Origin of the sequence: Bacillus sp. RO2, assembly GCF_012911845.1 — a bacterium.
Taxonomy (GTDB): Bacteria; Bacillota; Bacilli; order Bacillales; family Bacillaceae_I; genus Sutcliffiella_A.
This window is the reverse complement of sequence record NZ_JAAXCU010000035.1, coordinates 26,342-46,325: the sequence shown is the minus strand read 5'-3', so window position 1 is coordinate 46,325 and position 19,984 is coordinate 26,342. Positions and strand designations below refer to the sequence as shown.

Genomic DNA, 19,984 nt, shown 5'->3' with positions numbered 1-19,984 from the left:
AGGAAGTAAATAACTAATATAAAACAGATGACCTTGCCTTGGCAGGGTCATTTGTTTTTCATTAATCTAAGAAATTGAAAATCCGGTTGATTTCCGTTCCAGGCGCTTCGCTTGCCTGCGGGCGGTCCGTGAGCCTCCTCAGGCTTCGCCTTCCTGGGTATCACCTGTCCCTTCCTCCCGCGGGCGTCTACGCGCCTTCCACTTCAATCAACTAGATGGCTTCATTCACGAGGGACTATGAAAATGCATCTAACCGAGTTAACTGAAAAAGCATTAACGTTCCGATTTCGTAATTTTTAGCTGTGGATTGGAGCAAATGGCGAAGACTCCTCGAAAATGCTACGCATTTTCTTCGTGCGAAGAAGCGCTGCCGAAGCCTTCCTTGTCCTGAAGGAAATAGCGGTAGGTGGAGACCCCGCAGGCGAAGCCGAGGAGGCTCACGTCAGCCCCTAGGAAAGCGAAGCCATTTGCGGAAAGGAACAGCGGTGAATACCCAACCAACTAAATTTTTTTCTTTATGTTATATGACTACTTTATCTGCCATGAGGGAATATAATGGTATGAAAACAGAGATAGATTTAGGAGGAAGACTAAATGGAGCATGTGGTGATAATTGGTGGCATTGCGGGGGGAATGAGTGCTGCCTCTAAGCTTAGAAGATTAGATAAAAAAGTAAAAATTAGTGTATTTGAAAAAGATGAATATGTTTCCTACGGGGCGTGTGGATTGCCATATTACATATCTGGTGTGACAGAATCTCATGAAGATCTGCTGGCAAGAACGGTAGAAGAATTTGAAGAACGAGATATACAGGTTCATATCCATCATGAAGTAACAAAAGTAGATTCCTCAAACAAAAGGGTGAAGGTAAAAAACCTTGAATCCGGAGAGGAAACCTACGTCCACTATGATAAACTATTGATTTCAACAGGTGCCAAACCAATCGTTCCGCCTTTTATTCCAAAAGAAGCAAGCAATGTTCATACATTAAAGACACTGAATGATGGAATTAAAATGCGTAGGTTTTATCAAGATGAAAGTATTAAGAAAGTCGGTATCATTGGTGGAGGCTATATCGGCATGGAGCTTGTCGAAACCATGGTAGAGCTTGGCAAAGAGGTGTTTGTCATAGAGCTTCAAAATCAGATTCTACCAAATTACGATGAGGAAATGGCAAAAATTATTTCTGAATCCCTCCAAGATAGAGTTGGAATCCGAACAGGAGAAGAAGTAAAGGAACTAAAAATGTCAGAGGGGAAAGTTACAAGCATCGTGACAGACAAGAATTCATACGAAGTCGATGCGGTTATTGTAAATATAGGAATAAAACCAAACACGGAATTTGTTAAAGAACTGGGCTTAGAAATGCTTGAAAACGGCGCGATCATTGTAAATTCCCACCAGGAAACAAGCAGCAAGTCTATCTATGCTGCAGGAGATTGTGCAACAAGCAATCACCTTTTATTAGATAAACCAGTAAACATAGCACTCGGTACGACGGCCAATAAACATGGAAGGGTGGCCGCCGACAATCTTGCAGGCATCCCTTCCACATTTGATGGAATTCTAGGAACAAATGTGGTAAAAATTCTAGAATGGACGGCAGCTATGACCGGAATTACTGAAAAACAAGCAAAACAGGAAAGCTTAGATGTTGAAAAAATCGTAATTAAAACAAATAACCATGCCTCTTATTATCCTGGTGCAGAAAACATTCATATCAAGCTGGTATATGAAAAAGAATCACTAAAGCTTTTGGGAGCACAACTTATTGGTAAGGATGAATCCATCGCTAAGAGACTTGATGTTTATGCGACAGCCATTACATGCGGTTTGACCACCAAGCAAATTGGCATGTTGGATTTGAGTTATGCTCCTCCATATGCTACCGTATGGGATGCTGTACAAGTTGCAGCTAATGCAGCTAAATAATCTAATCAATTGTAAATAAGTTGCGTTAATATTATGAATTTTCTTTACCTTAGAAGACGTATGTGCTACTGTTATAATAGTTTTATAACATACATATTCTAGAGAGAATTTGCCTAAGGAGTGAGAGATATGAAGGTGCGTTACAATTTTGTGCCAAAGCATGATGTAGAGTTCTGTGAACCAACTTACACCATTAAACAAGCTTATGAAAAAATAAAGGATACAGGCTACAGATGTATACCTATTCTTTCTAATGATGGGAATACATTCTTAGGCTTAGTCTACAAAGTTCACTTATTGGATTATCTATACGAACAAAAAGGGAGCCCCGATGATTCCGTAGAAGTACTGATTAAAAACCAAGATGCGTTTATTTTTGAAGAAGATTCATTCTTTAAAGCATTTTTCACAATTAAACGACTGCCTTTTATCGCAGTGCTAAATGAGGAAAATGAGTTTCTCGGGATACTGACGCATGCGAACGTCATGGATGTACTAGCTGATTCATTTGGTATGAAAACAGGTGGCTACACCCTTACTATCGCTACGATTGAACATAAGGGGGCAATCAAGGACCTTGTTTCCATGTTAAAGGACGTTAATATTGACGGAATGCTCACACTTGATAATGGTGAAAAATATTTGCGTAGGATAATTGTCAATTTACCAGCTGAATTGCCGCAAGAAAAGGTAAACAAATTAGTGAAGAAACTAGGAGAAAAAGAATTCAGAGTCACACATGTCGATCAAATTGATGTGCAAAAATAAAGAAGAGAGCAGCCCCTAAATTGGAGGCTGCTCTTTGTTCTTTGAATCCTTTTAATGCAGTAAGATCTCTTTATCAATTAGTATATTTGACAATGTCACAATTTCCGCTTTTTCTTGCAGTTTAGGGATATACTGTTTTAGGACACTTGCTGTCTTTTCCCCTACAATTCCAACATGGCCAATGGCTATGATGGAATCATCTACTTCTGTTTTTTTAATGAGCTGATTCGTTTGTTTTACAATGTGGTTAGTGGTGTAGACCTCATCAAAGAATAATTCATTCTCTAAAAAAGGAACCCCCAACTCTGTTGCTAATTCTGCCACCACACTCTTTTTGGTTGTTTTACTATCTAAATAGTATAGATTTCGCTCTTTACAGATCCCTAGAATAATTTTCATGATTCGCTTATCCGCAGTAATTTTAGAACCCATATGGTTATTAATTCCTACCGCGTAAGGTACAGAATCAATGGCGTCATTTACTCTTTTATATATTTCTTCATTAGATAAATTAGAGGTAATAGCACCTGGTCCTAGCCAGCTTCTTTTGCCTTTTAATGGTTCCATGGGAAGGTGAAGGATCACTTCGTGGCCTAATTGGTGAGCCAGTTCAGCGTCTTGTTTGGTGGTAGAAAGAAAAGGCATGACTGCAACAGTCAACGGCACGGGTAAATGGAGGATTTCCTCGGTACCCCTCATGTTATTGCCAAAATCATCAATAACAATGGCCACTTTATTGCTAGGGAGTTCTTCGGCAGAAGGTTTAGTAGAAGGGAAACAAAAGATAAACATGCTACTCAACATGATAACTACGATCACTTTCATTTTTGCACCTACTTGTCTAATTATGTATTTTTTGCTTCGACAAAATTTGCATGGGTATATGGAAAGAGGTGAATCAGACTCTACTCTCTCTAGATACTTTGTCCTATTTTTTACATATGATTAAAAATAAATTCTATAAAAAAAATGTCTAACTTTGCGATTCTATTTACAATTATAGAAATTATTGAAATAATTTCTATTGTGGAATTTGATGGAGAAGGGGCGAGTAGCATGTCTTATGAAGGGTATGTAGATCAACTGTTAATATTAATTAAAGAGAAAAGAGATACGATGATAGCAGTCGCCAACAAGACTGGTTATATTAGTGATCAAACGGTAAAATGTAGCCAGGATTTAGATAAGTTGATTTACAAATACCAAGAAATAATATATGAGAAAAAATAATATTGCATATAAAAAAACCGCCCTAAAGAGACGGTTAGAATATCTGTGTTAGAAAAATCATGAAAAGTAATCCGATGATGAAAGAATAGGTGGAGGTTGTTTCATTTCCATCACCATGACTTTCAGGAATCAATTCTTTATAGATGATATAAAGCATCGCTCCTGCTGCAAAAGCAAGTCCATATGGGACAAGAGATGATACAACTGAAGTGAGATAGAATCCTAATAAAGCCATTGGAATCTCGACAGCCCCGGTTAGAGTCGCAACGATAAAAGCTTTCAGTTTTGTAATCCTCTGATTAATTAAGAATAATGCCACCAAAAAACCTTCTGGTGCATTTTGTAACCCGATCGCAAATGCAATTAAGTTCCCGGTGTCTGCTACATCTGATGCATAACTTACCCCAACAGAAAGTCCCTCTGGTATATTATGCAATGTTATCGCTGCAACAATAAGCATTGCTTTTTGATCAAAAGCGATTCCTTTTCGATTATGCTCCAAATCTATATGAGGAATGGACCTTTCTAAAAGGGTCAAAGTAATGACACCTAGAAGCAACCCAATTCCTAATGGAACAAAACCTCCGTATGAAAGAGCCTCAGGAATTAAACTCATCGTCGCTGCAGCCATCATGATCCCGGCTGTAAATGCAAGGAGTGTGTCTCTCCATCTGTGAGTCAATGTGTTATTTAAAAATAAAATTGGCAAGGCACCCAAGCCTGTGGACATCGCAGCTAAAACACTTCCTATTATTACTTCTGACATCATATAATTCCTTTCTAGTCTTTATCAGGAAGTTCTCAAATTGAGAACTTTCATTTTTTATGTACTAAAGGTATTGTACCAATTATTATTTTTATATACAAAGTAAGGCGATTCAAACAAAACACACTAAATTCCTGACAGGACGTCTCTCATCTATCATCAGACAACTATCAGCTATTTTTCTTTGAAAAAGAGAAAAATTTATCGAATACACTAGATTTTTGTAAATTTTATATGAAGATAACATTGTTAAAATAGAAATACTGCAATAAAAAGTAAATATTTTTAACATTTTGTAAAAAAACTGAAAAAATTGTAGCCGTATCCAACTTGAGTTCGTTATACTTTTATATGTGAGAGAAACACCATCATAATTTCTTAGGGGGAAAAAGAAACATGAAGAAGTTTTTATCAATCTTTTTGGTTGCTATTCTTGCAATCAGCCTGGCTGCATGTGGCAGTAACAACTCTAGTGGAGATAACACAAACTCTAACTCAGACTCTGCAACTGGTGGAGAGCAAATTACACCTGAAAAAATTGTTATGGGATTTGTACCATCTCAAGAATCAGACACTATTGCTGACACTGTAGAGCCATTGGCAGATCGTTTAGGAGAAGAGCTTGGTATTGAAGTGGAAGGTCGAGTTATGACTGACTATACTGCTCTAATTGAAGCAATGGGATCAAATGAAGTACATGTTGGTTTTATACCTGCGTTCGGTTATGTATTGGCCAATGAGCAATATGGTGCAGAAGTAATCTTAAAGTCTATCAGATATGGTAGTGGTACATACAAAGCTCAGTACATCGTTAGAGCGGATTCCAGTATTGAATCATTTGCTGACCTTGAGGGCAAAATTTGGGCATACCCAGATGCAGCTTCTACATCTGGATTCCTATTCCCTGCTTCTCAATTAATGGACGAGTTTGACATTGCAAGTGCACAAGATTTACAAACTAATTTTTTCAGTGACACTGTACAATCAGGTGCACATGACACGGCTGCAATCGCTGTATACGAAGGTGATGCTGATGTTGCAACAACTTTCGAAGATGTTCGTACTGGATTAGAAGAAGAATACCCAGACATTATGGAAAAAACTAAAGTTATTGGTTACACAGATGAAATTCCTAACGATACAATTTCTGTAACAAAAGAACTAGATGATGAATTAGTACAAAAGATTAAAGATACATTCCTATCTTTCAATGAAGATAAAGACATGATTGAAATCATGAACGAAGTATACAGCTGGGATGAAATCAGTGAAGCTACTGATGAAGAATACAAAATTGTAAAGGAAACATATGAGAAATTCAAGGATTCCATTTCTTTCTAATTGAATATGTTTTGCAATCTAGGGGGAGGTTGCTTCCCCTATTTTGTTGTGTAAGTGATGAATTGAGGGGGTTTCAACATGATACAGTTCAGAGATGTTTCCTTGGTATACCCAAATGGAACACAAGGGTTGAAGAACGTAAATGTAACGATTAATGAAGGCGAATTTGTCGTCATTGTAGGTTTGTCTGGTGCAGGTAAATCTACTTTTATAAGAAGCATTAACAGACTGGTTACTCCGACAGATGGCGAGCTGAATGTAGACAATGAAAATATTTTGAAATATCGCAACAATGACTTGAGAAAATTACGAACTAAGGTGGGGATGATTTTTCAGAACTACAATCTTGTAAAAAGATCAAATGTTTTGAAAAATGTACTTGCCGGTCGATTAGGATATACAGGAACACTCCGTTCCACTTTTAATTTATTCAAGAAGGAAGATCTTGCACTTGCTTATGAAAGCTTGAAGAGAGTAAACATAGAAGAAAAACTTTATAACCGTGCAGATGAATTAAGTGGAGGTCAACAGCAACGTGTAAGCATTGCCCGTGTATTGACACAAAAGCCTAAATACATTTTAGCAGATGAGCCGGTTGCTTCTTTAGACCCACCAACTTCCCATCAGGTTATGACTTATTTAAAGAAAATCAATAAAGAAGATAAGATCACCACTATTGTGAACCTTCACTTTATTGATATGGCGATGGAGTATGCAGATCGCATAATTGGAATGAGAGCAGGCGAGGTAGTATTCGACGGTCCGGTATCGGAAGTGTCCGAGAAAACATTCGAACAAATCTATGGGCGTGCAATTCGTGAAGACGATTTGCGCGGAGGTGTCGAACAGTGAAGTTAGAGGAACAAGTGAAGTTAGAGGACAAAAAATACGCACCATCCCTTCTACCTGCCAAAACGAAAGCCAGAATTTCCATGATTTTTGCTGCTGTAATTGGATTCTATATACTTAGCACTGTTAAAACGGGAGCAACAATAGGGGACTTGCTTGACGGAATACCCAATATGGGTCGAGTAGTCGTGAAGTTTTTCCCGCCTAATTTTAATGTTTTTATCCATATTATTGAGCCATTGGCGGTAACTATTCAAATGGCCATAATTTCAACAACAGTTGCAGCCTTTCTTTGTATTCCTCTAAGTTTATTAGCTGCACAAAATGTAACATCCAATAAATTTGTTTATACGTTTGTTCGTTCCATATTAAATATTCTGCGTACAATTCCAGACTTGGTTCTTGCTGTTATTTTCGTTGGTTTATTCGGAATCGGTGTTTTACCAGGTATCTTAGCACTTATCATTTTCTCATTAGGAATTTTAGCAAAGTTAATCAGTGAAACAATTGAATCCGTTGATATGAATCCAATGGAAGCAATGAGCGCATCTGGAGCGAACACATTGCAAAAAATCTCTTTTGCACTTATCCCGCAAGTGTTGCCTCAGTTTGTTTCTTTTGTCCTGTATGTTTTTGAAATCAATATTCGTGCCTCCGTTGTTCTAGGTTTAGTTGGAGCTGGAGGAATCGGTATTGTATTGAGTCAACAATTGAAATTTTACAATTATCCGAATGCGATGTTGATTATCCTCGTTATATTTGTGCTGGTCGTAGTCATTGAATACATCTCCACTAAAATCAGGGAGGCGATTGTATAATGGAACTTGTATTACCTCCCAAAAAGAAAAAATCTGGATGGAAGACGATAAGAAATTGGGGAATATTCCTTTTCCTTACCGTTATGTACATTTGGACTTTTACAGGAATTGATATTGACTGGGGACGGGCTTTTGACAGAATGGTGAATAACTTCCAACGTGTTATTCCTAAATTGTTCAATCCAGAATGGGCTTCCATAGGGAAAGTTTGGACAGCGATGGTAGAGACATTATACATTGCCTTTGCCGGTTCTTTAATGGCAGCAATCCTTGCTATTCCACTAGGATTTTTGGCAGCTCAAAATATGACAAAAAGTAAAGTATTGACCACATTTGGGAAATGGATCCTTAGTGGAATTCGAGCATTTCCAGATTTAATACTGGCCATTTTGTTTGTTGTAGCAGTAGGGCCTAATCCTTTTGCTGGGGTATTAGCTATTGCTATTGGGTCTACAGGAATGCTAGGAAAATTGTATTCCGAAGTATTGGAATCCATAGATATGAACATTGTGGAAGCAATGGAAGCAAGTGGGGCAAATAAAGTACAAATTTTGTTCCACGGTGTGATACCGCAAATCATTCCTGAATTCTTATCCTATGCCATCTACCGTTTTGAGATTGATGTTCGTGCTTCTACGATTCTTGGTATCGTAGGTGCAGGAGGTATCGGGACACTTATCCAGTTTGCACAAATGAATCGAAATTGGGAACAAATGGGACTAATTCTTTTGGTCATCATCGTGGTGGTTACCATCATTGACTTCCTTTCTGCATCAATCCGTAAAAGAATCGTATAATTTCAATTAATTAGGGTTGATCATATATTGATCAACCCTATCTTTCATTCCAGAAAATGAAGTAAAGGAGGCATCTGTTTTGAAGCTTAATTTAACCATACTAGAAACGAGTGATATCCATGGCTCCATCATGCCTTTAGGCTATGGAAATAATAAATATGAACCACTGGGTTTGGCAAAGGTATCTACCATCATAAAAGAAGAACGAACAAAGGAGCAACACGTATTAGTCCTAGACAATGGAGACCTGATTCAAGGAACGCCATTAACCTATCACTATGTAAAAAAACAATCTTATGAAGAAAATCCGATGATTCGTGTGTTAAACCACCTTAATTATGACGCTGCGGTAGTTGGGAACCACGAGTTTAATTATGGTATGGATGTCTTAAAACAAGCTGTCAAACATTCAAGCTTTCCTTGGTTAAGTGCCAATATTTTAGAAGAGCAAAGTGGGAACCCTTTTTTAGGAAAGCCTTATATTATTAAACAATACGATTCTGCCAAAGTGGCTGTCTTGGGCGTGACTACGCATTACGTTCCTAATTGGGAAAATCCTGCCCATATAGAAGGCTTAACGTTTGAAAATGTATTGCAATCCACTCAGAAGTGGGTTTCCTTTATTAAGGAAAAAGAAAAGCCTGATCTGCTCATTGTCAGCTACCATGGGGGCTTTGAAAAAGATCCTACTACTGGTAAAATAACGGAAAATCTGACTGGAGAAAACCAAGGCTATGAAATTTGCCAAAAAATAGCCGGTATTGATATCCTTCTCACAGGTCACCAGCACCGTACCATTGCGACATATATTAATAATGTGCTTGTCCTTCAACCTGGCGTCAATGGCCAGATGGTTGGTAAAGCAACCATTGTGTTTGAAAAAGAAGCAGGAATGTGGAAAATTGTTGATAAGAAAGCGGAGCTAAAATCAGTAGAACAAGTGGAAGCTGATCAGTATGTTATCGAATTAATACAAGACTATGAAACAGCCACCCAAAAATGGCTTGATATCCCGATGGGAAAAATCAAAGGTGATATGATGGTGGAAGATGCGCATCAACTACGCTTAGGCGATAACGCACTAATTGAATTCATTAATAAGGTACAAATGAAAGTATCCGGTGCCGAGATTTCTAATTCGGCTCTTTTTCATAATAACTCTCCAGGATTTCCTGCCAATGTAACAATGAGAGATATAGTTTCTAATTATATCTATCCAAATACTTTGAAGGTAATTCAGCTTACAGGTCAAGATATAAAGGATGGACTAGAACGATCCGCCTCCTACTTTATGATTGGAAAAGGTGGAGAGGTAGTGGTGAACCCTTCCTTTATCACCCCAAAACCACAACACTATAATTACGACATGTGGGAAGGTATTGAATATATTTTGGACATAAGGAGGCCGATTGGGGAGAGAGTAGTGAAATTAACAAGAAATGGGCAGGAAGTGGACTTAGATCAAGAATTTGAAGTGGTGATGAACAACTACCGTGCTGGTGGTGGCGGTGACTATGTTATGTATCGGGACAAACCAGTGGTAAAGGATATACCTATGGATATGTCCGAACTGATTGCCAACTATATTCTTGAAGAAAAGGTGATAAATGCATCAGTCAATCGTAACTGGAAGGTTATCTGGAAAGAAGATGACGAATGATAATTGAATGGTGTGGAATTTTACATTTTCTTGAATTGTAATTGACGAATCACCTCAATTACTATACCATTAGTTTTAATTCAAGATATTTTATAAAAAGGAATGAGTTTTATGGCAGAAAGACACGAACTCGATACTTCATTGAAATTATTTATCGTTCTATCCAGAGCGTTTCGTGCACTGAATGACAAAGCGAACCAATCTATCCAAAGCTTTAATTTGAATCCAACCGAATTCGCAGTGCTAGAACTACTCTACCACAAAGGAGAACAACCTTTACAGCAAATCGGCGGAAAGATATTATTGGCAAGTGGCAGCATCACGTATGTGGTTGATAAATTGGAAAACAAAGGACTCTTAGCCCGGAAAGCTTGTCCTAAAGACAGAAGGGTAACCTATGCACAAATAACGGATGAGGGAAAACAACTACTGAATGAAATATTCCCAAAACACGAACAACACATCCACACCCTAGTCGACGGCCTTACCCAACAAGAAAAAGAACAAGCCATCCAACTCATGAAAAAACTCGGCCTAAACGCCCAACAAAAAGACTGACCGTTAAAGGTTGGTTTTTTTTGTTGCAAAAAAAATTCCTTTGTGGGGTCAGACCCCACAAGGAATTTCTTGATTCATGTCGAATATTAAGTAAGGTGAAGTCTGTTTGTAAAGGGGATAGTACATATGAGATTTGAAGAGTTTGGTTATTCTCGTCCTAATATGGATGAGGTGGAGAAGAGGTTTATGGCTGCTGTTGAGAGGTTTGAGGCGGCAGAATCTGTTGCAATGCAGGAAGAAGCGATCCGAGAAATCAATGATGTTCGAAATCAGTTGAGTACAGATTTCAACCTAGTTTATATTCGACATTCCATTGATACGAACGACGAGTTTTACAAAGAAGAACAGGATTTCCTTGATGAGATCGAACCGCTGACGAAATCTTTGGAAACAAAATTTTATAAAGCGTTGGTTAAATCACCATTTAGAAACGAGCTTGAAGAAAAATGGGGAACACAGCTATTTGCTTTGGCAGAATGTGAATTGAAAACATTTGATGATGCGATCATCGAAGACCTCCAGCTTGAAAATAAACTTACCACTAAATACTCCAAGTTGGTTGCTTCCGCAAAGATTAACTTTAACGGCGATGAACTTACGCTTGCACAATTAGATCCTTATACAGAGTCAGAGGATCGTGACGTTCGCAAGCAAGCAAGTGAAGCCAAGTTTGGTTTCTTCCAAGAGAACCAAGAAGAGTTTGATGAGATCTTTGATCAACTTGTCAAGATTCGTACTAAAATGGCAAAGAAGCTTGGCTATGATAGTTTTGTGGAGCTGGGATATGCGCGTATGACCCGTACCGATTATAATGCGGAGATGGTTGCTAAATTTCGAGATCAAGTAAAAGATTCCATCGTTCCTTTAGTAGAAACACTTTCTAAAAAGCAGCAGGAGCGAATCGGTGTAGACTCCATGAAGTATTATGACGAAGGATTTAAATTCAAAACGGGTAACGCAAAGCCAAAAGGAACACCTGAGTGGATCATTGAAAATGGGAAACAAATGTATGAAGAGTTATCGGAAGAGACAAAAGAGTTCTTCCAATTTATGATTGATAAGAACTTGATGGACCTTGTTGCCAAAAAAGGCAAAGAAGCTGGAGGATATTGCACATATATCCCGACTTATAAGGCACCATATATCTTCTCGAATTTTAACGGAACGAGCGGAGATATAGACGTTTTAACACATGAAGCTGGACATGCATTTCAAGTTTATATGAGCCGTGATTTTGATGTGCCTGAGTACAACTGGCCAACATATGAGGCTTGTGAAATCCATTCTATGAGCATGGAATTCTTTACTTGGCCGTGGATGAACCTGTTCTTCAAAGAGGATACAGAAAAGTATCAGTTCTCTCACTTAAGTGGAGCGATCTCCTTCTTGCCATATGGTGTAGCAGTTGATGAATTCCAACATTATGTTTACCAATATCCAGAGGCTTCGCCAGCAGAAAGAAATCAAGCCTGGAGAGAAATTGAAAAGAAATACTTGCCGGGTCGTGATTACGATGGGAATTCCTATTTAGAAGCAGGTGGGTTCTGGCAACGTCAAGGCCACATTTATCGTACACCTTTTTATTATATTGATTACACTTTGGCTCAAATTTGTGCCCTGCAATATTGGAAACTTTCACAAGAAAATCCTGAATCTGCATGGAACTCTTATTTGGAGCTTTGCAAACAAGGTGGAAGCAAGTCGTTTGTCGACCTAGTGAAATTCGCTGGACTTCGCTCTCCGTTTGAAGATGGTTGCGTAGAGTCAGTTGTAGGCGAGATTGAAAGCTATTTGAATGAAGTGAATGATAAAGCGTTATAAGAGAAAAAGCTGTCGTATTCTTCGGCAGCTTTTTCTTTCACTTTTACCGCAAATTTTGTAGAATAAAGGGTATACTTTAACCAAAATAGATGTAAAATCCGATAAAAAAATTTGTAAGGTACATAAGATTTTATGAAGATACTATCATTATCATTTTTAGTATCAGAAAAGGAAGTGACTGTTATGAAAACAAATGTATTATTTTCCAATGTTTCAACCCTTAAAGTATACGGTGATTTCCCTTTGTCCGTTTCTAATATTTTTTCTGATTCTAGACAAGTTACGACAGATTCAGTATTTGTTTGTATAAAAGGCTATACGGTGGATGGGCACCGCTACATACCATCAGCAATAGAAAAAGGCGCAAGTGTTATTGTGGTCCAGGACCTGCCGGAACAATTGGATGAGAGAATTTGCTATGTGCACGTAAGAGACACAGAGCGCGCATTGGGTCAGTTAGCCAATGTATTCTTTGACTATCCATCCACCAAACTTCGAATTGTTGGTGTTACAGGAACCAATGGTAAAACGACCGTATCAAGTGTCATTAATAATGTAATGAGAAAAGAAGGGTATAAAACAGGACTAAGCGGTACCATTGAAATTGATATAGACGGAGAAAAGTTCGAAAGTAAAAATACGACAAGTGACGTATTAACCATGCAGCGAATGCTAAAAGATATGGTGGAAGCCGGCGTAACGGATGTGGTAATGGAAGTATCCTCACATGGTCTAGTTCTCGGCCGTCTTGCCGGAGTGGAATTCCAAAACGGTGTATTCACTAACCTAACACAAGACCACCTCGACTTTCATGGGACAATGGAGAACTATAAAAACGCCAAAGGTCTACTTTTTGCTCAATTAGGCCAAGACCTCCGTAAAGACAAAGCGGCAATTTTGAACGTAGATGATGCGGCAACCGAAGATTATATACAAATGACAGGTGCAAGAATCATCACTTACGGAATTAAAAACGATGCGGATTTCAAAGCGCGTGACATTAAATTTTTCGAAAATAAGACAAACTTCATCCTAGAAACTAATTTTGGCGAATATGAATTGGAAATTCCATTCGTTGGGGAGTTTAATGTCTACAATATTTTATCCGTCATTTGTGTACTTTGGGATAAGGGGATGCCTTTTGAGCGTATCTTAAATCACCTAAGAGAGACTACTCCTCCGAGTGGACGCATGCAAACTCTAAAGACTGGTGACAAGCGTAATGTAATTATCGATTATGCTCATACCGAAGATGCAATCGGAAAAGCGTTGGACAGCATACGCATGTTCTCTAAGCAAAAAATTATTTCCATTATCGGCACAGGTGGAGGAAGAGACAAAGATAAGCGCCCTAAAATGGGTAGAATTGCAACCGAAAAATCAGAATATGTCATCTTTACTACGGATAATCCACTAGATGAGCCTGGAGAAGAAATTGTCCAGGGGATGGCTTCTGGAGCCATTCACGAAAACTTTGAGTGTATACCTGATCGCGAACAAGCAATCATCCGAGCTGTTGAAATTGCTGGCGAAGGGGATGTTATCCTCATTGCCGGCAAGGGTCATGAAAATTATCAATTGATTGGGAAAGAATCCGTTCCATTTGATGAAAAAGAAATTACGCTAAAAGCAATACAGGCCTTTCCACTGACAGAAACAATACCTACAACATAGAGAAAAGGGTATAGGCTGACTAGTTGATTGGCTCACTTGTTATAAAGTGAGTCAGTTACCTAGTCATCTTTTTTTGGATTTTATCTTTGTAATCAAAAGTCGAAATGCACAGGGGATGGAAGAAAAATGGGGAAAAAGTCTGTGGTATTTATGTTTATGTTGATAATAACAATGGGTTGTACATCGTTCACAAACACGAAGGTAACAGAACATAGTGTTAAGGAAATTAACGGTGCTCAAGAACAAAAGAATGTTCCTAAGCTGGAGGAAAATAAAGACAGTGAAAACATAGAGAAAGACTCAAAGAAACAAGAGCTGGAGGACCTCGCATTAGAAGTAAACGGACAAGTCTATAGTGATTCGTCGCAATTTTCAGAGTATGTAACAGGGGTCAAAACACGCTTAAAAACAGATGAAAAAGTAATCACCCTTACTTTAGATGCATGTGGAGGTGAAAATGGGAGCGGATATGATGAAGACCTAATTTCTTTTCTAGTAGAAAACAATATAAAGGCAGACCTCTTTGTCAATGCAAGGTGGATTGATGAACAATATGAGGCATTTGTAGATCTTGCAGCAAACCCACTCTTCACGATTCAAAACCATGGAACAGAACATAAGCCGCTTTCCGTTACTCCAAGAAGTGCTTGGGGAATTTCCAGTACTTCTTCCCAAGTTGAAATAGTGGAAGAAATAATGGAAAACCAAATAAAAATATTTGAGATAACAGGAGAGATACCACAATATTTTCGCTCGGGTACGGCATTTTATGATGATACAGCTGTTCAAATTGCGGAAGACTTAGGTGTACAAGTGGTTAACTTTGATGTCATTGGTGATGGTGGCGCAACTTTTACGAAGGAGGAAGTAACACAAGAAATGTTAAAAGCAAATCCAGGTTCTATCATCATTTTGCATATGAATCAACCTCAAAGTGATACAGCAGAAGGAGTTGAAGATGCTGTATTGGCCTTATTGGAGCAAGGTTTTAGCTTTGTTCATTTACATGAGTATGATTTAGAGTAGATTACAGTTTTGTAACAAATGATGGGAAATCACATAATGATGGAGCTTAGGGTCACGATAAGAGTGGGAGGTTAGTATCGTGGCTTGTATGTTTCATGTAGTATTTTCTATTGTGTTGCTTTTTAATGTGTCGGCGTGTCAATCGAAGACTAAAGTGGAGAACGCCAATTCCATTATGAATGAAAAGATCATCCAGCAGGAGATAGTGGATGTAATCATAGATCCGGACAATGATAGGAGGGAACCTCTTCGTTCATTGACTCTTCAAGGTATCACTAGATACAATTTAATATTTATCGGCAACTTGGGTAACTCCAAGATGAAATTTTATATTCCAGAATTTAAAAGTCGGGGATTCCGTTTCTACAGAAGAGGACTAGGACTGGATCTAAACGGTGAACTGGATGTATAGGTAACAAAAATAAGGTATAAAACATTTGTTAATGGCTTATCACCGCTGTTCCTTTCCGCAATTGGCTTCGCTTTCCTAGGGGCGGTGCTTGAGCCTCCTCACTTCGTTGCGGAGTCTCAAGCTACCGCTATCTCCCTCTCTTCGCCATTTGCTCCAATCCACAGCTGGAAATCTAGAAACAAAGGGTATGCTATTACAGTAACTCATATAGAACGCATTTTTTATTTTGTGGTGAAATAGATTCCCTAGTTGATGAAGTGAAAGGCGCGCAGACGCCAGCAGGCAAGCGAAGCGCCTGAAAAGGAAATAAACAGTTTTCATATTTTCTTATCTAAAAAAAGACTGCCCGATTTGGACAGTCTTTACTATATTATTTTCCGTTTACTTCGATTTCATTATTCGTAACATCCACATGTATCTTCTCAAGAGTATCTCCATCTAACAGTAGGTCTGTAATTGGATCTTCCACATGTTCTTGGATAATGCGGCGCAATGGTCTTGCACCGTAAGCAGGATTGTACCCAAGCTCAATCAGTTTTTCCTTTGCAGTATCTGAAATCGATAGTTCACACTTACGTTCTTGACTCAACATCTCAGTTAATTCACCGAGCATAATATCTACAATGGATAATAAGTGTTCTTTTTGCAGTTGTGAAAACTCGATGATGCCATCAAAACGGTTTAGGAATTCCGGTTTGAAATAGTTAGATAAGCTTTCGATAACGGAACTCGTTTCAGGAGAGTCCTGCTTTTCAAACCCAACGGAAATTTTCTTGTCCGTCACTCCTGCATTACTTGTCATAATGATAACCGTATCCTTGAAGCTTACCGTTCTTCCTTGACTGTCGGTTAAACGGCCATCTTCCATAACCTGCAAGAACAGGTGCAGAACGTCTGGATGAGCTTTTTCCATTTCATCAAGCAAAATGATGCTGTAAGGATTACGGCGAACTTTTTCTGTCAGCTGTCCTGCTTCCTCGTGACCAACATAGCCTGGAGGGGAGCCAATCAGTTTGGAAACTGCATGCTTCTCCATGTATTCACTCATATCAAAGCGGATATACGCATCTTTCGTTCCGAATAGCTCTTCGGCGAGTGATTTAGTCAGTTCTGTTTTCCCTACACCTGTAGGTCCCACGAATAAGAATGCACCGATTGGACGCTCCTTTCTTTTTAAGCCAGCACGGCTTCTGCGAATTGCTTTGGTAATCTTATTAACTGCTTGTTCTTGTCCTATTACTTTTTTGTTGAGGTTTGTTGCAAGGTTTCTTAACTTTTCTTGTTCATCAACTTGCAACTTACCTATAGGGATTCCTGACATTTCTTCCATGATGAGTTGGATATCTTCTAGGGTTACTTGACCGCGCTCAGAATCTACATGATTGTTAGAGTTTCTTTTTTCTTCTAACTTTTCTTCTTCATCCCTTAATTTGGCTGCAGTTTCGTAATCCTCTTTAGATAACGCGGCCTTTTTTTCTTTTTCGATTTGATTCAGACGAGCATCAATTTGCTCCAAATCAATCGTATTTAAAGTCAGATTTTTTCTTGAACCTGCTTCATCTAAAAGATCTATCGCTTTGTCTGGTAAGAAACGATCTTGGATATAACGATGTGATAACTCTACACACGCATTAATGGCATCTTCAGTATAAGAAACCTGATGGTAATCCTCATATTTTGACTGAATTCCTTTGATAATTTTTAATGCCTCGTCTGTAGACGGCTCTTTCACAGTTACCGGTTGGAAGCGGCGTTCAAGTGCGGCATCTTTTTCAATTTGACGGTATTCTTTTAAAGTCGTTGCCCCTACCAACTGAAGCTCGCCCCTTGCCAATGCAGGTTTTAAGATGTTTCCTGCATCCATAGAGCCTTCAGCAGAGCCAGCGCCTACAATGAGGTGTAATTCATCCACAAATAAAATGACGTTTTTTCTATTTTGTAGTTCTGCAATCACTTGTTTGAGGCGTTCTTCAAATTGACCTCGAATTCCCGTGTTTGCAACAAGGGAAGCTACATCCAGCAAATAAATTTCCTTGTTTTTTAATTTTGAAGGGACTTCACCCTCTACAATTTTCAGGGCTAAGCCTTCTACTATGGCAGTTTTCCCTACACCTGGTTCCCCAATTAAGACTGGGTTATTTTTATTTCTTCTATTCAGTATTTCAATAACACGTTTAATTTCTTTATCACGTCCAATGACAGGATCGATAAGACCTGTTTTGGCAATATTGGTTATATTTTTTCCAAGCTCATCAAGTATGCTTCCACTTTTGTTGTTTCCTGATGGCGGTTGTTGAGTTGCAGCGTTCCACTCATCTTTCTCATTGGACGACCCGCTCATAAAAGGAAAGTCAGAGAAAAAACCGTTTGGGGTCGGAGTTTTCATTTGTGCTCTTACTTCTTCAAAGCAGGAAGAGCATAAGACTAGCTGTGTTTGCTCGTTATTTGAGCGAAATTTAAATTGAATGGTTGCGTTATTCACTTCACATTTTTGACATTTCATCATCATGCTACCTCCTCATATTGTTGTGATATGCCCCATCATGTTGAAAGGGAAACATGTCACCCTTGATAAAAGTTTGACTTATTTTGACCTTTAAAGGTTGTATAGTTATTATACTTTGACCTTTTTTGACTTTCAAGTAGTTTGCTTTCAGGAAGTTAGTGGAAATTATAAGTTGTGTTGAAAATTTCAGAATATTTTATTGACTTTATGGCTTTTCAGTTGCTATAATTGCAAAAAGTTTTAGTAATAATTATTTCTCCTTAGAATAACGTAGATTATAAACTATTATGTTTTAACGTATTAACCAACTAAATAACTCTTATCCAGAGTGACTGAGGGATCAGGCCCTATGAAGTCCGGCAACCTTCAAGAAATAATTTTCTTGAGATGGTGCTAATTCCTGCAGGCAAAGTAGCCTGAGAGATAAGAGGAGGAAGTATAACCTCTTCTTAGGAAGGGGTTTTTATTTTGTGGAAATTAGAAAATAGGAGGAATGAAGGATGACCAAACAAAACTATGATGTGGAGACAGTATTATTGCACGGAGGACAAACGCCAGACCCGACGACAGGTTCAAGGGCAGTGCCTATTTACCAAACGACTTCTTATGTTTTTGATAACACCGACCATGCGCAAAATCTTTTCGCGTTAAATGAATTCGGTAATATATACACAAGAATTATGAATCCTACGGTAGATGTGCTAGAAAAAAGACTTGCTCTTTTAGAAGGTGGGGTGGCAGCTGTTGCTACAAGCTCAGGAATGTCAGCAATCGCGTTTGCCATCTTGAACATTGCGCATGCTGGAGATGAAATTGTAGCTGCAGAAAATTTATATGGCGGGACCTATAATCTCTTTGCTGTAACACTTCCTAAGTATGGTATTAAGGTGAAGTTTGTAGATGCAACAGATCCGGAGAATTTTCGCAATGCCATTACACCGAAAACGAAGGCGATATTTGGAGAGATTATTGGAAATCCAAGTTTGCGTGTACTGGATGTGGAAGCAGTAGCAAAGGTAGCCCATGATAACTATATACCATTAATCATTGATAATACGTTTGCATCTCCTTACCTTTGCAACCCTATCAAGTGGGGAGCAGACATTGTTGTTCACTCTGCAACTAAATGGATTGGGGGCCATGGAACAACCATTGGCGGAATTGTAGTGGATGGCGGTAATTTTAACTGGGACCATCCAAACTTCCCTGGATTCACGGAGCCTGATGAAAGTTATAACGGCATCAAGTATGCACAGACTTTTGGCAATCTTGCATTCGCAGTGAAGCTAAGAGTTCAACTTTTAAGAGATTTTGGAGCATGCTTAAGTCCTCAAAATGCTTTTTTACTTCTACAGGGGCTTGAAACCTTACATTTACGAGTAGAAAAGCATAATGAGAATGCCTTGGAATTAGCGAAATACTTACAGGATCACCCTGCTGTAGAGTGGGTTTCTTACCCTGGACTTCCAGAACATCCTGCTCATACACTTGCCAGAAAATATTTAGGTAACGGAAACGGCTCCATTGTAAACTTTGGCATCAAAGGTGGAAGGGATGCAGGGAGAAAAGCTATTGACAGTATTAAACTTTGGTCTCATGTCGCAAATGTCGGTGATGCAAAATCGCTGATCATTCATCCTGCTTCTACAACACATCAACAGCTAACAGGTGAGGACTTAATTAAATCCGGTGTGACAGAAGATCTAATTCGTTTGTCTGTTGGAATTGAATCTCTAAAGGATCTTCAAAATGACCTAGATCAAGCACTATTTGTTGCTACCGGAAAATCTAAACATGCTACAGTCAGTCAAAACATATAGAAATGA

The 19,984-nt window shown here is 38.6% G+C and carries 17 protein-coding genes and 1 riboswitch; of the genes, 14 read left to right on the top strand and 3 right to left on the bottom strand.

The features are described from left to right. Positions 1-594: 594 nt before the first annotated feature. The gene (locus HF078_RS08660) at positions 595-1,932 is read left to right on the top strand and encodes a CoA-disulfide reductase (protein ID WP_169290771.1); all 1,338 of its coding nucleotides are present in this window, start codon (positions 595-597) and stop codon (positions 1,930-1,932) included. A gap of 129 nt (positions 1,933-2,061) precedes the next feature. Continuing rightward, positions 2,062-2,700, top strand: coding sequence for a cyclic di-AMP binding protein CbpA (gene cbpA, locus HF078_RS08655; RefSeq protein ID WP_168863443.1), 639 nt, complete (start codon positions 2,062-2,064; stop codon positions 2,698-2,700). Positions 2,701-2,751: 51 nt separating this feature from the next. On the opposite strand, the gene HF078_RS08650 is transcribed toward cbpA, so the two are convergent. Beyond that, a complete protein-coding gene (locus HF078_RS08650; RefSeq protein ID WP_169290770.1) occupies positions 2,752-3,525 on the bottom strand; it encodes a divergent polysaccharide deacetylase family protein in 774 nt (257 codons plus the stop codon). 231 nt (positions 3,526-3,756) lie between these two features. Between HF078_RS08650 and HF078_RS08645 the strand changes: the two genes are divergently transcribed. Then, positions 3,757-3,930: an aspartyl-phosphate phosphatase Spo0E family protein gene (locus tag HF078_RS08645; RefSeq protein ID WP_169290769.1), complete on the top strand. Its 174-nt coding sequence runs from the start codon at positions 3,757-3,759 to the stop codon at positions 3,928-3,930. A 34-nt stretch (positions 3,931-3,964) separates the two neighbouring features. Here HF078_RS08645 and HF078_RS08640 read toward each other — a convergent pair whose 3' ends face one another. After that, complete coding sequence (locus tag HF078_RS08640; RefSeq protein WP_169290775.1) at positions 3,965-4,696, bottom strand: ZIP family metal transporter; 732 nt, start codon at positions 4,694-4,696, stop codon at positions 3,965-3,967. A gap of 396 nt (positions 4,697-5,092) precedes the next feature. On the opposite strand from HF078_RS08640, the gene HF078_RS08635 reads away from it, so the two are divergent. The 10 genes from HF078_RS08635 to HF078_RS08590 all read left to right on the top strand — a co-directional run bounded on the left by HF078_RS08635 (position 5,093) and on the right by HF078_RS08590 (position 15,652). Next, the gene (locus HF078_RS08635) at positions 5,093-6,037 is read left to right on the top strand and encodes a phosphate/phosphite/phosphonate ABC transporter substrate-binding protein (protein WP_169290768.1); all 945 of its coding nucleotides are present in this window, start codon (positions 5,093-5,095) and stop codon (positions 6,035-6,037) included. Positions 6,038-6,115: 78 nt separating this feature from the next. Beyond that, positions 6,116-6,889: a phosphonate ABC transporter ATP-binding protein gene (gene phnC, locus HF078_RS08630; protein ID WP_169290767.1), complete on the top strand. Its 774-nt coding sequence runs from the start codon at positions 6,116-6,118 to the stop codon at positions 6,887-6,889. Positions 6,890-6,969: 80 nt separating this feature from the next. Beyond that, entirely contained in the window at positions 6,970-7,704 is a 735-nt protein-coding gene (gene phnE, locus HF078_RS08625; protein ID WP_205831565.1) for a phosphonate ABC transporter, permease protein PhnE, read from the top strand. Further along, on the top strand, positions 7,704-8,501 hold the full coding sequence (phnE, locus tag HF078_RS08620; RefSeq protein ID WP_169290765.1) for a phosphonate ABC transporter, permease protein PhnE: 798 nt from the start codon (positions 7,704-7,706) through the stop codon (positions 8,499-8,501). Before phnE (HF078_RS08625) ends, phnE (HF078_RS08620) begins: the two co-directional genes overlap by 1 nt. 79 nt (positions 8,502-8,580) lie before the next feature. After that, positions 8,581-10,161 (top strand): bifunctional metallophosphatase/5'-nucleotidase, encoded by a 1,581-nt coding sequence (locus HF078_RS08615; RefSeq protein WP_169290764.1) that lies wholly within the window; start codon positions 8,581-8,583, stop codon positions 10,159-10,161. A gap of 111 nt (positions 10,162-10,272) precedes the next feature. After that, the gene (locus HF078_RS08610) at positions 10,273-10,719 is read left to right on the top strand and encodes a MarR family winged helix-turn-helix transcriptional regulator (protein ID WP_169290763.1); all 447 of its coding nucleotides are present in this window, start codon (positions 10,273-10,275) and stop codon (positions 10,717-10,719) included. Positions 10,720-10,845: 126 nt separating this feature from the next. Next, on the top strand, positions 10,846-12,540 hold the full coding sequence (locus tag HF078_RS08605) for a M3 family oligoendopeptidase (protein WP_169290762.1): 1,695 nt from the start codon (positions 10,846-10,848) through the stop codon (positions 12,538-12,540). Between the two features lie 183 nt (positions 12,541-12,723). Next, on the top strand, positions 12,724-14,214 hold the full coding sequence (locus HF078_RS08600; protein ID WP_169290761.1) for a UDP-N-acetylmuramoyl-L-alanyl-D-glutamate--2,6-diaminopimelate ligase: 1,491 nt from the start codon (positions 12,724-12,726) through the stop codon (positions 14,212-14,214). Positions 14,215-14,340: 126 nt separating this feature from the next. Next, positions 14,341-15,240 (top strand): polysaccharide deacetylase family protein, encoded by a 900-nt coding sequence (locus tag HF078_RS08595; protein ID WP_169290760.1) that lies wholly within the window; start codon positions 14,341-14,343, stop codon positions 15,238-15,240. A 79-nt stretch (positions 15,241-15,319) separates the two neighbouring features. Then, complete coding sequence (locus HF078_RS08590; RefSeq protein WP_169290759.1) at positions 15,320-15,652, top strand: hypothetical protein; 333 nt, start codon at positions 15,320-15,322, stop codon at positions 15,650-15,652. 370 nt (positions 15,653-16,022) lie between these two features. Here the strand turns inward: HF078_RS08590 and HF078_RS08585 are convergent, their stop codons facing one another. After that, positions 16,023-18,155 (bottom strand): ATP-dependent Clp protease ATP-binding subunit, encoded by a 2,133-nt coding sequence (locus HF078_RS08585; RefSeq protein ID WP_169290774.1) that lies wholly within the window; start codon positions 18,153-18,155, stop codon positions 16,023-16,025. 319 nt (positions 18,156-18,474) lie between these two features. Continuing rightward, a riboswitch (SAM riboswitch) is annotated at positions 18,475-18,588 on the top strand. 70 nt (positions 18,589-18,658) lie between these two features. On the opposite strand from HF078_RS08585, the gene HF078_RS08580 reads away from it, so the two are divergent. After that, positions 18,659-19,978, top strand: a complete 1,320-nt coding sequence (locus HF078_RS08580) for an O-acetylhomoserine aminocarboxypropyltransferase/cysteine synthase family protein (protein WP_169290758.1) — start codon at positions 18,659-18,661, stop codon at positions 19,976-19,978. Positions 19,979-19,984 lie beyond the last annotated feature (6 nt).

Bases quoted from the DNA above. Each gene is read 5' to 3' on its own strand.
- HF078_RS08660 (WP_169290771.1), top strand. From the start codon at position 595: ATGGAGCATGTGGTGATAATTGGTGGCATTGCGGGGGGAATGAGTGCT.
- cbpA (WP_168863443.1), top strand. From the start codon at position 2,062: ATGAAGGTGCGTTACAATTTTGTGCCAAAGCATGATGTAGAGTTCTGT.
- HF078_RS08650 (WP_169290770.1), bottom strand. From the start codon at position 3,525: ATGAAAGTGATCGTAGTTATCATGTTGAGTAGCATGTTTATCTTTTGT.
- HF078_RS08645 (WP_169290769.1), top strand. From the start codon at position 3,757: ATGTCTTATGAAGGGTATGTAGATCAACTGTTAATATTAATTAAAGAG.
- HF078_RS08640 (WP_169290775.1), bottom strand. From the start codon at position 4,696: ATGTCAGAAGTAATAATAGGAAGTGTTTTAGCTGCGATGTCCACAGGC.
- HF078_RS08635 (WP_169290768.1), top strand. From the start codon at position 5,093: ATGAAGAAGTTTTTATCAATCTTTTTGGTTGCTATTCTTGCAATCAGC.
- phnC (WP_169290767.1), top strand. From the start codon at position 6,116: ATGATACAGTTCAGAGATGTTTCCTTGGTATACCCAAATGGAACACAA.
- phnE (WP_205831565.1), top strand. From the start codon at position 6,970: ATGATTTTTGCTGCTGTAATTGGATTCTATATACTTAGCACTGTTAAA.
- phnE (WP_169290765.1), top strand. From the start codon at position 7,704: ATGGAACTTGTATTACCTCCCAAAAAGAAAAAATCTGGATGGAAGACG.
- HF078_RS08610 (WP_169290763.1), top strand. From the start codon at position 10,273: ATGGCAGAAAGACACGAACTCGATACTTCATTGAAATTATTTATCGTT.
- HF078_RS08605 (WP_169290762.1), top strand. From the start codon at position 10,846: ATGAGATTTGAAGAGTTTGGTTATTCTCGTCCTAATATGGATGAGGTG.
- HF078_RS08600 (WP_169290761.1), top strand. From the start codon at position 12,724: ATGAAAACAAATGTATTATTTTCCAATGTTTCAACCCTTAAAGTATAC.
- HF078_RS08595 (WP_169290760.1), top strand. From the start codon at position 14,341: ATGGGGAAAAAGTCTGTGGTATTTATGTTTATGTTGATAATAACAATG.
- HF078_RS08585 (WP_169290774.1), bottom strand. From the start codon at position 18,155: ATGAAATGTCAAAAATGTGAAGTGAATAACGCAACCATTCAATTTAAA.
- HF078_RS08580 (WP_169290758.1), top strand. From the start codon at position 18,659: ATGACCAAACAAAACTATGATGTGGAGACAGTATTATTGCACGGAGGA.